The following is a 14,578-nucleotide window of genomic DNA, read 5'->3' as shown; positions in this document are numbered from 1 at the left end:
GAATGCGCTTCGCGTGCTGTGGCTTTCGCCGTGGCTGCGCCCGCTGGCGCGGGTACAGGCCGAGGCGCTACGCCGCCAGGGCACCGACGTGCTGCTGGTGACCTCCGACCAGCACCCGGAATCTGACCGGGCTCGCGACTACGAGCTGGTGCTGGACCCGCGGTTCCGCACCGCCGCCACCTGGCCGGCCCACTTCGCCGCGCGGCGCAGGATCGCCGAGTACCGTCCCGACGTGGTGATCACCGAGTTGGTGCGTGATCCGCGCTGGATCGCACTGGCCGGCGGCAAACCACGAATTCAACTGGTGCACGACGACCGCCCCCATGACGCCGCCGAACAGCGGCCGTCCTACGAGCTGGCCGTTTTCGACCGCTGGGGCGCCCGCTCGGCGGCGACCCTCACCTACAGCGGCTACGTCGCGGCACAGATCACCGATCGGCGCGACGTCACCGGAACACCGGTGCACATCGCACCGCTGACCAGTGACCTCGACCCGGGACTGGTTTCCGCGCCGGTAGGCCCCGCGGGCCGGCGCGACTTCGTCATGGTGGGCCGGCTGAATCCCTACAAGAACCTCGATATCGTGCTGCGCGCTTGGCAGCAGCATGTCGACGGAACAGGTTGGCGCGGCGACAATCTGGTGCTCATCGGCGACGGTTCGATCGATGCCGAACAGCTGCCACCGCACACCCATTGGCAGTCAGGAAGATACCGCTACTCCGAGGTGCTCAGCACCCTTGCCCGGGCCAAGGGCTCCGTCGCGCACTACCGGCGGGCCTCACAGAGCGGGGTGCAGGTGTTGTCGATGCAACTGGGCGTGATGCCGATCGTGTCCAACGTCGGTGGCCTGCCCGAATACCAGCCGCCAGGATGTCCACCGGTGGATGTCGACGACATTGCCGGTTTGGCAACCACTTTCGACAAACTGGCCGACCCGGTTCAGGCGGCGCAACACGGTGCCACCGCGGCACAGCACTACACGCGACGGTTCTCCGTCGACCGCGCCGCAGCACGTCTGCTCGAGGTGATCGAGGGTGTCGTGGCGGTCGGTTCCACACCGGTCGCCACGCCATCGGCCTGCTGACCGTTACGGCGCCCCCTCGTCGTCTCTGTCGTCTTTGTCGCCTTCGTCTTTCTCGTCGTCGTCTTCGTCGTCTTCGTCGGTGAAGAGTTTCTCGGGGTGGTGGAAGCTGTTGGTGCGGGGTTGGCCGTGGTCGAGGTGGGGTGGTGGGAGCCATTCGGTTTGGTGGTGGCTGGTGGTGCGGGTGGTCCAGCCGGTTTCGGCGAGTCTGTTGTGGGGTCCGCAGGCCAGGGTGAGGTCGGTGATGTCGGTGCGGGCGGTGGTGGTCCAGCCGGTGACGTGGTGGACTTCGCTGTGGTAGGCCGGGGCGTCGCAGCCGGGTTTGGTGCAACCCCGGTGCATGGCGGCTAGCATGATCCGTTGGGCCGGGGAGGCCAAGCGTTTGGTGTGGTAGAGCGCCAGGGGTTTGGCGCCGTCGAAGATCGCGAGGTAGTGGTGGGCGTGGCTGGCCATGCGCAGCACATCGGTCATGGGGAGCAGGGTGTCGCCGCTGGTGCGGGCTTTACCGGTGCCGGCTTGCAGATCCTTCAGCGTGGTGGTGACGATGACCGACACGGGCAGCCCACGGTGCTGACCCAGATCGCCGGAAGCGAACAGCGCGCGGATCCCGGCGACCAGGGCGTCGTGGTGGCGTTGGCTGGTGCTGCGGGTATCACGGCGGGCGGTCTCCTCGTCGGGTTCGCCATCCACGCGTGGAGCCTCATCCTCGGGGTTGCACATACCCGGGGCGGCGAGTTTGGCCCACACGGCCTCGAGTAGTGCGCGTAACTCGGGGGTGATCACGCCGGTCAACCGCGACATGCCATCGGCGTCCTGGGCACCCAGAGTCAGGCCGCGTTTGCGGGCGCGCTCTTGATCGGAGAAGTCCCCGTCGGGGTGCAGCAAGTCCATCAGGCGGCGGGCGTACTTGGCGACCTGATCGGGCCGGTACTCACACGCCTTGGCGGCCAGGTCGGCTTCGGCGGCCTCGCGGGTGAACACGTCCACGGTGGCGGGCAGGTGGTCGAAGAAGTCGCGGATGACTTTGACGTGCCCGTCACCGATCAAACCCTCGCGCTGAGCCTGAGCCGTGGCACTGAGCACCGGCGCCAAGGGCTGCCCGGTCAACGCGCGGCGCTGCCCAAGGTCTTGGGCGTCGGCGATGCGCCGGGCGGCTTCGGCTTTGGTGATGCGCAACCGGTCGGCCAACGCACCCCGCAGCGTCCCACCCAACTCTTCAGCGCTGGCCTGGGCGCCGACCCCATTGATCAACGAATGCTGCGGGGCCCGCATCCGGCGGTTGCCCCGCTCCAACCACTCCAACGCCCACAACCGCTCCCGGGTGGTGAACGCGTCAAAAGACAACGCACACACCCGATCCAACGCGGCATCGTACGCATCGAAGACCTCGTCAATCTCCTCACGACTATTCGCACCCATGGCTCAAATTCTACGAACCACCACCGACAAGACCTCGCCCGTACGAAGCCAGACGCATAGTCCGACAATGCAATTCACGTGCTACGAGGATGCTTAGGACGCCAAGAGCCCCGCAACCAGCTCCGGTGACCGGACCGCGCAAAAATCATGCATGTAACCCGCAGGCATGGCGAACGGATGAAATTCACCCGAATCGACCATCGACATCTGATCGCGCTGCACATCGAAGTCGGTAATCGGCCGCAATCCCGACTCCGTGACACAGAACAGGCGATAGCCCAATTCCTCGATCTGACCAAACACGTCGTCGATGGGCGACCCGAGGTGACGCTGCTCGATTTCGATCAAAATCGTTGGGCGGCAACGCCGGAGCATTGATGCACCGCCGCGCAGTACTGCCGCCTCGTGGCCCTCCACGTCGATCTTCACGAAGTGCACAACGATATCCGGCGGCAAGACGTCGTCGAGTCGCACTGTCGGCACGTCGATCTGCCGCACGTCAACCGCTTGCCCGTCGAACCCATGCGCCAGACTGCCCTGTGCCGTTACCTGCCGGTTGCGCCGCTCCGGCACCAACAGTCGTGCGGTACCGGCCTCGTCGGAAACCGCGACCTGGTGAAAGTGCACGTGCGACCGTGCCTTGGCAAGCTTTTGCAACATCGGGGCGTTGTCCGGGTGTGGTTCAAAGCTGTAGAGCTGCCCGGACTTTCCGACCCGTCGAGCCAGGTGATATGTGAACAGGCCCCAGCTCGCGCCGACATCGAGGACAGTCGAACCGCCGGGCGCGAAGTGGTCGGCCACCGACATCGCCAGATCCTGCGTCAACCGGCGGCGCCACAACATTTCCGTCGTCGTCGTCATCGCGGTGCGGCCCAGGACTCGGCCGACGTTGCGCACGGTCGCGTACTTCGCGGCCCAGTTGGCGGCGTCGCTGCGCAGTAGGCCTTCTTTGGTGATCACGGTGTGCCGCCTCCCGGTGGATGCATCGCGCTGGTCCAGATGTCAGTCAACCGCTGATACCAGCGGTCCAGGCCGAAATCGTTGGCACGGCTGCGTGCGGCCGCTCCAAGGCTGGCGCGCAGGGTGTCGTCTTTGAGTAATTCGGTCAACGCCTCGGCGATCTGGTCGGGGCGGCCGGGCTGTACCACCAAGCCGTTCTCCCGGTCGCGGACCGCCTCGCCGATGCTGCCCACCAGCGTCGTCACCGGCGCCAGGCCGCGCGCCATGGCCTCCAGCAGCGCCATCGGCAGTCCCTCGTCGTAGCTGGGCAATACGAATAACTGCGCCCTGCCCAGCAATTCGTCTCGAGCTTTCGGATCCAGCCAACCCGCCACCACGATGGTCCGGTCGAGACCGGCCGCGCTGACCGCCGCCCGCACCTCGTCCACCTCGCCGTCACCGGCCAGGGTCAGCCGTAGCCTGTCGCGCAGGTTCTCGTCGAGGGCGGCGACGCCGGCGATCAGGTCGTAACTGCCCTTGCGCACACCCAGCCGGCCAAGCGAAACCGCGTGCACCGGTTCCACCTCAGCCTGCGCTACACCGCTAGGCGGAATAGCAACCGCGTTGTGCAGCACCGTGATCCGCTCGGCCGGCAACCGCAGCCGGCGGGCGTACTCCTCGACGTGACGCGCTCCGAGCACCAACCATCTGTCGGCGACCAACATGCGCCGGACCACCGGTCGCATCACCCCCGGCAACCGATCGAACCAGCCGCCGAAATCGTAGCTGTGGGCGTGTACGACGGCGGGCACCCTCGCCAACCGCGCCGCGGCTAGCGGTAGCGCCTTGCGCAGCACGCTGCCACCGTGCGCGAGGTGGACATGCAGGACGTCGGCCCGTCGGCGCAGCACCATCCAGGTCGCACGCAGCATTCCCGAACCGCCGACCCACAGCCGATACCCCAGGGAGCCTTCGATGTACGTCGGAACCATCACGATCTCGACCCGCTGGTCGGGGTGTGCGGCCATCAAGGTGACGACCGTGGCCATGCCGCCGCGGCTGGCCGCCTGAGCCGGCGCCGGCCCGACCACCACCACCCGCAATCTCCCGCTCACCGGAGCCGCACCAATTCCTGTTCGGCGGGGCAGCTTTGGACCTCGTCGTCTTCGGTCCTTTCCGCACCACGGTCTCCGAGCGTGGCGAACGCCAACGCCGCTCCCAGCGCGATACCCAACGTCATCGCGTTTGCCGGATCCTCGGGCAACGGGTCGATGATGCACATCACCAACAGGCCGGTGCTGACCGCCGCGCTGATCTTGGCCGGGACCGAGGCACTACGCAGCGCCCGCACCACCGGGGTGAGGGCGAACACCGCAAATGCGGTCATACCGATCGCGCCCGATTTGGCCAACCACCACAGGTAGAAGTTGTGCGCGTACGTGGTGCCGAGCGTCTGGGTGAATTCGGTTGGGTCGTCGCCACCGAACGGCAGCTGGTAGGCGTAGCCCAGCCCATGGCCGAATATCGGGGCCGCCTCGATCGCCTCGTTGAGGTGATGGTCTTCAGCAAATCGAGCCAGGGTGGACGGGTCGGCGGACAGGGCGGCGCCAGAGGTCCTGCCGAGCACGCGGTGGCTGAACCCGGTGATCTGATTGGCCACCCACACCCCGGCCGACGAATCTCCCAGCAGAAACAACGCACCCGGGATCGTCACCGCCAGTATCCCGAGGCCGGTGAGAGTCAGCCGGGCGGCCCGACGTACGGCCGACCAGCCCATGCTGGCGAAGAATGCGACGATAGCTGCCACGCCCACCGAGATGATGGTGTTGCGCGAGAACGCCAGCACGGCAATAACCAGCGCCGGTAGACCCAGAGCGAGGTAGGCCACGGGCTGCACGCGCCCGGCGATCTGAGCGGCGACCAAAACGGTCAGCACGGCAATCGCCGGTATCAGTGTCGAGGTGATGACTCGGTTGGCGGCGTCACCGGTGTCCATCTGCAGGCTTTCGGTGCGGCCCGCCAACCGAATACCACCTGAGGAACCCAGGATGGCCATGCCCGCCGAAAACCACAGTGTCACAGCCGTCGCGCGAATCGACAACATGATGTAGTTGCCGTACACCACCACCAGCGCCAGCACAAACCCTGCGACCATCTCGAGCAGGAATGTCGTTTCGCGCACCACGATCGCCGGATTGTGTCCGGTGGAAAAACCAACGGCGGCAAAGTAAATCACGGTGGCCGCGAACATTCCCGGCAACAGGTAGTCCGACATGCGTAGTCGTACCGCAGGCAATACGAAACAGATGGCCAGCACCAGCACCACATGGGAGGCGTAAATGGATACCGGCCCAATCACTTTGCCCACGTGCAAGCCCTGCGGCAGGGCCGCACACCCCAGGAACAGCGCCAGTCCGATCATCAGTTCCGGTTTGGCCCAATAGACGATCAGGAAAAAGGTCAACCCGATCAACAGGATGCCCTGGGTGGTGTTGCGCACCGAGAGTGCGCCGTAGACAAAGCATCCCGACAGAAATACCGCCAATACCACCACGGCCATCGCCAGCCGATGGCGACTCCGCAGGTAGCGGATCACGCCGGCCCACTGACCTTCGCGCGGTAGGTCCGGGTAGCGGCCCTGGTATGGCGGGCGATTCGCGCGTCGGTAAGGACAGTGCCCACCACATTGGCACCGGCCGCGCGCAGCGCGGTCAACGCGTCCGCCAGTTCATCCTCGGTGGTACGGCCGGCCCGCAGCACCAGCACCGTCGCGTCCACGGCACCGCCCAGCAATCCCGAATCGGCTGTGGCGAGCACTGGGGGGCCGTCGACGACCGTCCGCTCGAAAGTCCTTGCCACGTCCCGGAGAACCTTGTCCAGCACCTCGGGCAGATAGGCACTGGTGGGCAGTGTCTCCCGGCGGACCGCGCGCGCCGCGAGCACGAACAACTTCGGAATCGAGGTCGGCTTGGTGGCTTCCGTCGAGATGTCGGGATTGGACAGCGCGTTGGAGAGTCCCTCCCCAGACTCGACTTTGAGCAAGCCGGCGATCACCGGACGACGGGTGTCGCCCTCGATCAGTAGGACGTCTTCGCCGAGTTCGGCGAACGCCCGGGACAGGTTGATCGCGGTCGTCGTGGTGCCCTCGCCACCGAACGGCGCCGTCAGCAACACCCGATTCGCGGCCGGACCCATCGCCCGCAGCAACCGGGCGCGTAAACCGCGGACCGCGTCGTCGAAGGAGATATCCGTGCCGAATCGCGGTGCACTGCCCCGATGCCCGGGGAGCTCGGCCAGTGTCGGCAGGCCGGACAGACTCTCCAGTTTGGCCCGGTCGCGCACCGTGCGGTCGGCAGCCTCGCGGGTTAGCGCCACCCCCGTGCCCAGCAGCAACCCGGCCACCAGGCCCATCGCCATGTTGCGTACCGGCACCGGCTTGACCGGGTGGTCGGGTATGCCGGGTTGTTCCACCACGGTGGCCTTGGCGACCGGCAGCGGCGTGCCCGTCGGCGACGCTTGCGGTGCGGGATTCGGCGCGGATTGCGGCTCGGACGGCACGGTGGTTTCACTGCCCTGCGGCTGGACGCTGGGTGCCTCACCGTCGGGCGCTGGAGCCGACGAGGTTGGTTCCGGCTGCGTGGTCGCGACGGCTGCCGGTGCGTCCGGAGGTTTCGGGTTCCCGCCGAGGGTGCCCACCGTGATGCTGAATTCGTCTGCGACTGCCTTCGCCAGCGTCGCCGCCCTTTTCGGGTCGGTGTCGGTGACCGTGATGGTGAACAGCGTTGTCTTGGGGGTGAACGCCACCTTCGTCTGATTCGCCAGGGCGTCCGCGCTGACCGGCAGGTGGAACTGGGTGACCGCGCGATCGGCCACCGCGTGCCCGCCGGCTATGGCCGCGTAGGACGACAACCGCTCCTGCGCAGCCTGGGTGCCCTGGTAGACCTGCATCAAGTCGGTTTCACCGGTGAAGGAGATCAGCACGGTCGCCGACGACTCGTAGCTCTTGGTCTGGAACGCCGTAATAGCCGCGGCGCCCGCCAAACAGGCCAGCAGCGCGGCAAGCATCAGCTTCCAGTGCAGCAGCAGTGTTCGGACAAAGGTGCGGAAGTCCATCCACTAACCCCCCTGAGTAGACGCCGCCCTCACAGCGTCGAATTTCCCCCGCATACCGATAGCATAGCGACTACCGCAAGTTTCATACCAATGTAATGATTTACGGCTCTACGTTCTCACGAGGCGGTGGGGGTAGTCAAAACATTCCGCGGTATATCGAGCGTGGCGATCGGATAGAAGCCGGAGTCGTCCCGGCCGTCCCGGGCCAGCCGCATGGGCGGGTACGTCACCACGTGCGAGCCGTTGGGTTTGTGCTGCTGCCAGTCGACGGCGGCCCGCAACGTGTAATGCCCCGGCGCCAAGCCTTTGAGCTCCACACGAACCGTCTCGGTGACCGAGGCGGGCGGTGGCTGGTCGATGTTGCGGTCTCCGGAAGCGTCTGGAACCAGGTTCCGCAGGTCGACTGTGGCGGGCAGCGATCGAACCGTCTGCCCGGCGAAGTCGACCAGGCGGTAGCCCGGCACCCATTTCTCGGTAGCCGCCGCGGCGCCGTAGTTGGTCCAGGTAACCGCGATCGATGCCACTTTGTCCTGCAGGGACTGCGACCCCGGCCGGGCTTCCACCGAGTACCGATAGCCAGCGGTGGCGTTGGCCTGAGCCCACTGCACGTAGAGCTTCGGGTCCATCGGCGAGGTCGCATCCTGGTCAGGAAAGTTGATGCTCGACGTCATCGACACGTGGTACCGGATGACGTCGTGCAGGCCCTTGTCGTAGTACTGCTGCGGCGACGTTCCGGACGGCAACTGACACCACTCGGTTATTACCGGCGCCTTCGCCAGTCGCTGCTTGAGCGCGTCGACAAGCGGGTCCTGGGTCTGCACGTAATGCGACGTGCTGGACTCGGCCCAGGTGGGCAGCGGCGCGTACACCCCGAGGCAATCCGAGCGGATGCCCACCGGCGCGACCAGCTTCTTGGTCACGTCGTCGGCGAGCAACTGCCGCACGATTTCCGGGTTGTTGGGCGCAGTCACCAACTGCGTGTGGGGGAAGGCGTTCACGTTGGCCGCGACCAACTGCTTAATGGACGCGCTGGTGATGTTCTGGTCGCGGAACTGGCTGTAATAGCCCAGCGCGGCCTGGCTCTGCTCGGGTGCCGGGCCCGCCGCACCCAGCGAATCCCGCAGATAAGCGACATGGTTCTCGCTGAAGTCGCCGTAGCCGGAGAACTCGAAGACGCTCAGCCGTTCGTCGTTGTCGTAGCGTCGGCCCAGCGCGGACAACAGCTGGCCGAAATCGCTCAGGTAGGTCGGATCATTGAAGTTCGGCACCACCTGCGTCACGCCTGCGGCCGGCCCGTTCGCCGGGCCTGGATAGCTGGTGCTGGTTCCCGGACGAGCGCGCTCCCAGTCCGGGATTTCGATGTTGGTGTTATCCGGGTAGGAGGCGTTGCAACAGGAGTTGTAAGCCTGAACTCGTAGCGTCAACCGCATCCGACGCTCCGCCATCTTGTTCAACGCGTCGTCGATGACGCTGAAGTCGAACCGTTGCTCGTCGGGGGCGTCCGGGGGCAGCGTGGCCGGATCGATCGGCTGCAACTGCCGCCACGTCACCCGCAGACTCGCATCGTAGGACGCCGGCCAGGCCGGATAGCGCTGCTGGGCGGGGGCGCGCTGCGGGAAGAGCGGCTCCATCAGGTCTTCATACTGCCCGCGCAACGGGTTGGGTATCTCCTGCGCGGCCGGCGGGATGGCCGGGTTCACCATCGCGGCCAGCGGGCCCGGTTCGTTGTGGTTGCGGCTACAGCCGCCGATCAGCAGCGCCGCGCAGGCAACCACCACAGTGGCGCAGGCAACGACGATTAACGTGATTTTTCTGATTGTTCGAGCCATTCTGACTGGTGAGTTAAATTGCGCCGAGCGTCAGCGCCTCGCGGTCGGCGAGGAACGGCATCGGCATCCAGCGCGCGGACAGCAACGCCTCCATGGCGTTGCCAGGAACGGGACGGGACAGCAGGAACCCCTGCGCACGGTGGCAACCGTGTTGCATCAAAGTCAGTGCGGCGGCGGGTGTTTCGACGCCTTCGGCGACCAGTTGCAAACCGAACGCCTCAGCCAGGCCGATGATGGCGCGCACGATGGCCAGGTCGCCGGCGTTGGTGCCGAGGTCCCGGACGAACCCGGTGTCGATCTTGAGCATGTCGACCGGCAGGGATTTCAGATGCGACAACACGGCGTATCCGGTGCCGAAGTCGTCGATGGCGATCTGTACGCCCACCTCTTTGAGCTCGTGGAGTGTCTTGCGGGTGGTCTCGATGTCGTGCACCACGGCCCGCTCGGTGATCTCGAGGCATACCGAGCCGCCGTCGATGCCGAACTCCTCGATGGTGTCTGCGACGGTGCGGACGAAGCCGCGGGTGATCAGTTGCACCGGCGAAACGTTGATGCGAAGGATGGCGCTCTGCCCCACGCCGTTGGCCCGCCACCGGCTGAACTCCGAACAGGCGCTGCGCATCACCCAGCGGCCGAGTTCGCCGGCCAGGTTCGCCGATTCGGCAACACCGATGAACGAATCCGGCAGCAACAGCCCCCAGATCGGATGCCGCCAACGCACCAGCGCCTCGGCCGCGACGATCGCGCCGGTCCACAGATCGACCTCGGGCAGGTAGTGCAGCAGCAGAGCTTCGCTGTCGATATCACCCTGCAGGTGCAACTCGATGTCGTTGCGGAATGCGCTCTTGAGCGACATGTCATCGGTGGACAGCGCGACTTGGTTGCCCCCGGCGCGCTTGGCGGCCAGCACGGCTTCGTCGGCGCGACGCAGCAGGTCGGTGCTGTTGTCCCGGCCAGGCATGCCCACGGCCAGCCCGATGCTGATGGTGCGGGTGATCTGGTGGCCACCAATCGCCAAGCGTTCGCGCAACATGGTGCCCAGCCGGCGGGCGAAGGATTCGGCCGCTGCGCTCGACATGGTCTGGTCCGGGATCACCACGAACTCGTCGCCGCCGAGGCGGGCGATCATGTTTTGACTTCCCGCGCACACCCGCAGGCGCTGCGCGAAGACCCGGATGAACCAGTCCCCGGCGGTATGACCCAGATAGTCGTTGATCGACTTGAGCCGGTCCAGGTCCATATAGAGCACTGCCACCGGCCCGGGGTTGCCGGAGGCGAGTCGGTCCGTCAGATGCGCGACCAGTGCCCGGCGGTTGTACAGGCCGGTCAAGTCGTCGTGCTCGGCCAGGTAGCGCAGCTTCTCCTCGGCGGCGATCCGGGCCTGCAGATGAGCAAACAACGCCGCCACCGCTTCGAGCGTGTTGATCTCCTCTTGCTTCCACTTCCTGGCGCCGAACTTGACGAAGCCCAGCACGCCGGTAGTCATCTCCCCGGACACCAGTGGTGCGGCGGCCACCGACGGCGAGGCCGCCTTGTTGGCGCCACCGGCCCAGCGCGGGGACCGGTTGTTCTGGTCTGGCCGGATCACCACCGGTTTGCGTCCGTGCTCGCACTGCGCGAGTACCGGGTCCGCGCTGGTGAAGTGCACCACCGCTTGCGGGTCCGGGTCCGGGACGTCGACCCGAGGAGGCCATTCGGCAATCAACACCGACGCGCGTATGTCGTGATCATGGTGGCGCAGAAAACTGGCATCCACATCGAACTGCTCGACGAGCTGCGCCAGAACCCGTTCGCTGACCTGCGTAGCGGTGGACGCGGTCGCCTCCATGAGCTGGGTAGCTACGGAGGTGACGACGAGGTCCAAGCTGCGTGGCAACGGTCCTCCGATTTTGTGCACGTCCGAAGGCGCTGCACCAGTCACGAGCGACTACCCAGCCTGCAGACAGTCTTGGCGGCCGCTGCCTCTCCATGCCTTATACGCATCGAAGCGGCGCTGAAGTCGCCTGGAAGCCAGCGGACAATACCCGGACCGGCGCAGGTCACGGATGGATCAGTGGTTAGCGAAGACTATCACGCAGTGCCCCTGGGCCCCCGTGTTAACTGCGGCACCCCACCACGCCGGGACCCGCGTCCGCGCCGGTCGGCTAGGGTCGGCTGATGTCAGTCGCAGCGTCGGCCAAGCGGTTGCTCGCACCGGCGGCAAAGACTGTTGCGCCCCGTCTGTTCTGGCGACGCAAAGTCCGGATCCTGCGACGTCTGGGCGAATCCCGGCCCGACGTGGCGCTGGTGCGATCCCTGTGCAACCCCGGTCGGGTCTCTCTCGACATCGGGGCCGACGTCGGAGAATTCGCGATCGCGATGCTCAGCGCGTCGCGCTCGGTGATCGCATTCGAACCGCGTCCGGCTCAGGCCCGCGAGCTGGTGACGATGTTCGCCGCGGTCGGGGCGCCGGTGCGCGTCGAGGCGGTGGCGCTGTCGGACGCACCCGGGGTGACGGCGATGCGGGTGGTGGCGACCGACCCGGGACGCAGCACGATCGACCGCGACAACGTGCTGGACACCGCGGTAGGCGGCGCCGTCCAAGCGATCGAAGTCCCGGTCAAGCGCCTCGACGATTACCGGCTCACGAACGTCGGGCTGGTCAAGATCGACGTCGAGGGCCACGAGTTGGCCGTCCTGCGCGGCGCACTGGACACCTTGCGCCGCAATCGACCGACAATCGTCGTCGAAGCCGAAGAGCGTCACCACGCAAATGCCGTCGCCGACATCACCGAGCTGTTGACCGGCCTGGGCTTCCGGGGCTATTTCCTCCTGGACGAGCAGCGCCGGCCGATCGAGGAATTCGACGCCGCCACCCACCAGGACTCCGCCAACATCGGCGGCGCCGAGGACGACTGGGCGCCCCGGGGCGTCTACGTCAACAACTTTGTTTTCGAACCAGTAGCGGGGTGAGACAGCTCACACTCGGGGCTCTCGGTGTCACGGATGGCCGGCCTGCGGTGTCTGAAGGGCGTAAGTCCACACCGACAACAGGAGACGAAGATGTCTGAGCTATCCAATCGGGCCGACGAACGCACCCGCGTCGTCGTCATCGGCGGCGGCTACGCCGGAACCATGGCGGCCAATCACCTGCGGCTGCGCACCGACGTCGACATCACCCTGGTCAACCCTCGCCCGCAATTCGTCGAACGAATCCGCCTGCACCAGTTGGCCGCCGGCACCGGTGCCGCCACCGCGGACTACGGGACGTTGCTGGGCAAGGACATCCGGCTGGTCGTCGACAACGCCGACCACATCGACCCCGTGGCGCGCCGCGTGTCCCTGGCCTCCGGCGCGGCGCTGGATTACGACTACCTGATCTACGCCGTCGGCAGCACCGGCGCCACGCCCGTCGCGGTGCCCGGCGCCGGCGAGTATGCGTATTCGCTCGCCGAACTCGAAGGCGCGCAACGGCTGCGGTATGCGTTGGCCGACCTGCACCCCGGTGCCCCAATCACCGTCGTCGGCGGTGGCTTGACCGGCATCGAGGCCGCCGGGGAACTAGGCGAGCAGGGTCGCGCGGTGACCCTGGTCTGTGGCGGCATCCTGGGCCCGTCGCTGAGTGGTCCCGGGCGGCGCTCGGTGGCAAAGCAGCTGCGCAAGCTGGGCGTGACGGTGCTCGAAACCGCCAGCGTCCGCGAGGTGCGCTGGGACTCGGTGGTTCTGGGCGATGGCGAGGTGTTGCCCAGTGCGGTGACGGTGTGGACGGCCGGCTTCGGCGTCCCGGACCTGGCCACCCGCAGCGGGCTGCGCACCGACTCGATGGGCCGACTGCTCACCGACGAAACCCTGACCAGCATCAGTGACGGGCGAATCGTCGCTGCCGGTGACGCGGCCGCACCCTCGAACCAGCCGTTGCGGATGAGCTGCCAAGCGGCCGGTCCGCTGGCCGCCCAAGCCGCCAACACCGTGCTGTCCCGCATTGCCGGCACCGCGCCCGCGCCGCTGAACCAAGCGTTCACCGGGCAGTGCATCAGCGTGGGCCGCAGCTACGGCACCATCCAGCTGGCGCGTACCGACGACACCCCGATCCGGCTGTACATCGGCGGCCGGACGGCGGCCTCCATCAAGGAATTGGTCTGCAAGGGCACGTTGTGGGGCCTGCGCAAGGAGGCCGAGAAGCCCGGCTGGTACCGCTGGCTCAAGGGCGGCGAGCGGCCCGCGCAGTTGCCGGCCGAACAGCAGACCGCGGTGTGATGACCAACCGGGTCGACAGCGCGGCGGACAGCAGCGGGCACGCGGAGCGGTTCACTCTGCTGCGCCCGCTGCTGTTCACCATCGCCTACGAAATCCTGGGCTCTGCCACCGAAGCCGACGACGTGCTGCAGGACAGCTATCTGCGGTGGGCGGACGTCGACCTCTCGTCAGTGCGTGACACGAAGTCCTACCTGGCCCGGCTCGTCACCCGCCAGGCACTGAACACGCTGCGGGCGCAGGCGCGCCGCCGTGAGGAGTATGTGGGACCTTGGCTGCCCGAGCCGCTCCTGCTCGACGACCAGGACGCCTCGGCCGACGTGGTTCTGGCGGAATCGGTTTCGATGGCCATGCTGGTGCTGCTGGAGACGCTCACTCCGGACGAGCGGGCGGTGTTCGTGTTGCGGGAGGTGTTCGGGTTCGACTACGGCGAGATCGCTGACGCGGTGGGTAAACCGGCGGCGACGGTTCGGCAGGTCGCCCACCGGGCACGCGAGCACGTACACGCGCGCCGCAAGCGGTTCGATGACGTCGACCCCGCGCGCAACGCCGAGATCACCCAGCAGTTCCTGGCCACCGCGGCGAGCGGCGACGTGGAGGCGCTGCTGGCGATGCTGGCACCCGACGCGGTCTGGACTGCCGACAGCGGCGGCAAGGCGTCCGCCGCCCGCAAGCCGGTGGTCGGCGCGTTGCGGGTGGCCCGAGCCGTTTCCGGACTGATGCGCAAGACGCAAGGACGGCTGCGGGCACAGACGGTGACGTGCAACAGCGCCCCAGCGGTGTTGGTCTACCTGGACGATCACCTCGAAGGGGTGATCACGATGGAGATCATCGACGGGAAGATCACCAACTTGTATGTGATGCGCAATCCCGAAAAGCTCGCCGCGCTGGTCACGGCGCGCGAGATCAGTCGCGCCTAGTCAAGGCCCTGGCGTGCGAATATCCGTCGTTCTGTCAAGCTAGG

11 protein-coding genes are annotated in these 14,578 nt (G+C 66.7%); 4 read left to right on the top strand and 7 right to left on the bottom strand.

Translation table 11 applies throughout. The features are described 5' to 3' along the window. Window positions 1–13: 13 nt before the first annotated feature. Window positions 14–1,084, top strand: coding sequence for a glycosyltransferase family 4 protein (locus A5636_RS10350; protein WP_172827205.1), 1,071 nt, complete (start codon window positions 14–16; stop codon window positions 1,082–1,084). Between the two features lie 3 nt (window positions 1,085–1,087). On the opposite strand, the gene A5636_RS10345 is transcribed toward A5636_RS10350, so the two are convergent. The 7 genes from A5636_RS10345 to A5636_RS10315 all read right to left on the bottom strand — a co-directional run bounded on the left by A5636_RS10345 (window position 1,088) and on the right by A5636_RS10315 (window position 11,257). Continuing rightward, complete coding sequence (locus tag A5636_RS10345; protein WP_065158542.1) at window positions 1,088–2,500, bottom strand: HNH endonuclease signature motif containing protein; 1,413 nt, start codon at window positions 2,498–2,500, stop codon at window positions 1,088–1,090. 93 nt (window positions 2,501–2,593) lie between these two features. Then, a complete protein-coding gene (locus tag A5636_RS10340) occupies window positions 2,594–3,460 on the bottom strand; it encodes an FkbM family methyltransferase (RefSeq protein WP_065158541.1) in 867 nt (288 codons plus the stop codon). Next, on the bottom strand, window positions 3,457–4,554 hold the full coding sequence (locus tag A5636_RS10335; protein WP_253900558.1) for a glycosyltransferase family 4 protein: 1,098 nt from the start codon (window positions 4,552–4,554) through the stop codon (window positions 3,457–3,459). The genes A5636_RS10340 and A5636_RS10335 overlap by 4 nt, the downstream gene beginning before the upstream one ends. Further along, a complete protein-coding gene (locus A5636_RS10330; protein WP_155763740.1) occupies window positions 4,551–6,035 on the bottom strand; it encodes an O-antigen ligase family protein in 1,485 nt (494 codons plus the stop codon). The genes A5636_RS10335 and A5636_RS10330 overlap by 4 nt, the downstream gene beginning before the upstream one ends. Beyond that, the gene (locus A5636_RS10325) at window positions 6,032–7,552 is read right to left on the bottom strand and encodes a polysaccharide biosynthesis tyrosine autokinase (protein WP_065158540.1); all 1,521 of its coding nucleotides are present in this window, start codon (window positions 7,550–7,552) and stop codon (window positions 6,032–6,034) included. The genes A5636_RS10330 and A5636_RS10325 overlap by 4 nt, the downstream gene beginning before the upstream one ends. Before the next feature lie 116 nt (window positions 7,553–7,668). After that, window positions 7,669–9,381: a hypothetical protein gene (locus A5636_RS10320; RefSeq protein ID WP_065158539.1), complete on the bottom strand. Its 1,713-nt coding sequence runs from the start codon at window positions 9,379–9,381 to the stop codon at window positions 7,669–7,671. Window positions 9,382–9,394: 13 nt separating this feature from the next. Then, a complete protein-coding gene (locus A5636_RS10315) occupies window positions 9,395–11,257 on the bottom strand; it encodes a putative bifunctional diguanylate cyclase/phosphodiesterase (RefSeq protein WP_065158582.1) in 1,863 nt (620 codons plus the stop codon). Between the two features lie 281 nt (window positions 11,258–11,538). Between A5636_RS10315 and A5636_RS10310 the strand changes: the two genes are divergently transcribed. The 3 genes from A5636_RS10310 (at window position 11,539) to A5636_RS10300 (ending at window position 14,534) form a co-directional block, all read left to right on the top strand. Further along, a complete protein-coding gene (locus A5636_RS10310; RefSeq protein ID WP_065158538.1) occupies window positions 11,539–12,333 on the top strand; it encodes an FkbM family methyltransferase in 795 nt (264 codons plus the stop codon). Window positions 12,334–12,423: 90 nt separating this feature from the next. Next, a complete protein-coding gene (locus A5636_RS10305) occupies window positions 12,424–13,617 on the top strand; it encodes an NAD(P)/FAD-dependent oxidoreductase (protein WP_065158537.1) in 1,194 nt (397 codons plus the stop codon). Beyond that, window positions 13,617–14,534, top strand: coding sequence for an RNA polymerase sigma-70 factor (locus tag A5636_RS10300; RefSeq protein ID WP_065158536.1), 918 nt, complete (start codon window positions 13,617–13,619; stop codon window positions 14,532–14,534). The genes A5636_RS10305 and A5636_RS10300 overlap by 1 nt, the downstream gene beginning before the upstream one ends. Window positions 14,535–14,578 lie beyond the last annotated feature (44 nt).

This window comes from Mycobacterium asiaticum (genome assembly GCF_001673315.1).
In the GTDB taxonomy this organism is placed as follows: domain Bacteria; phylum Actinomycetota; class Actinomycetes; order Mycobacteriales; family Mycobacteriaceae; genus Mycobacterium; species Mycobacterium asiaticum_B.
Note: the sequence above shows the minus strand (reverse complement) of the source record. Positions and strands in the feature narration are given on the sequence as shown.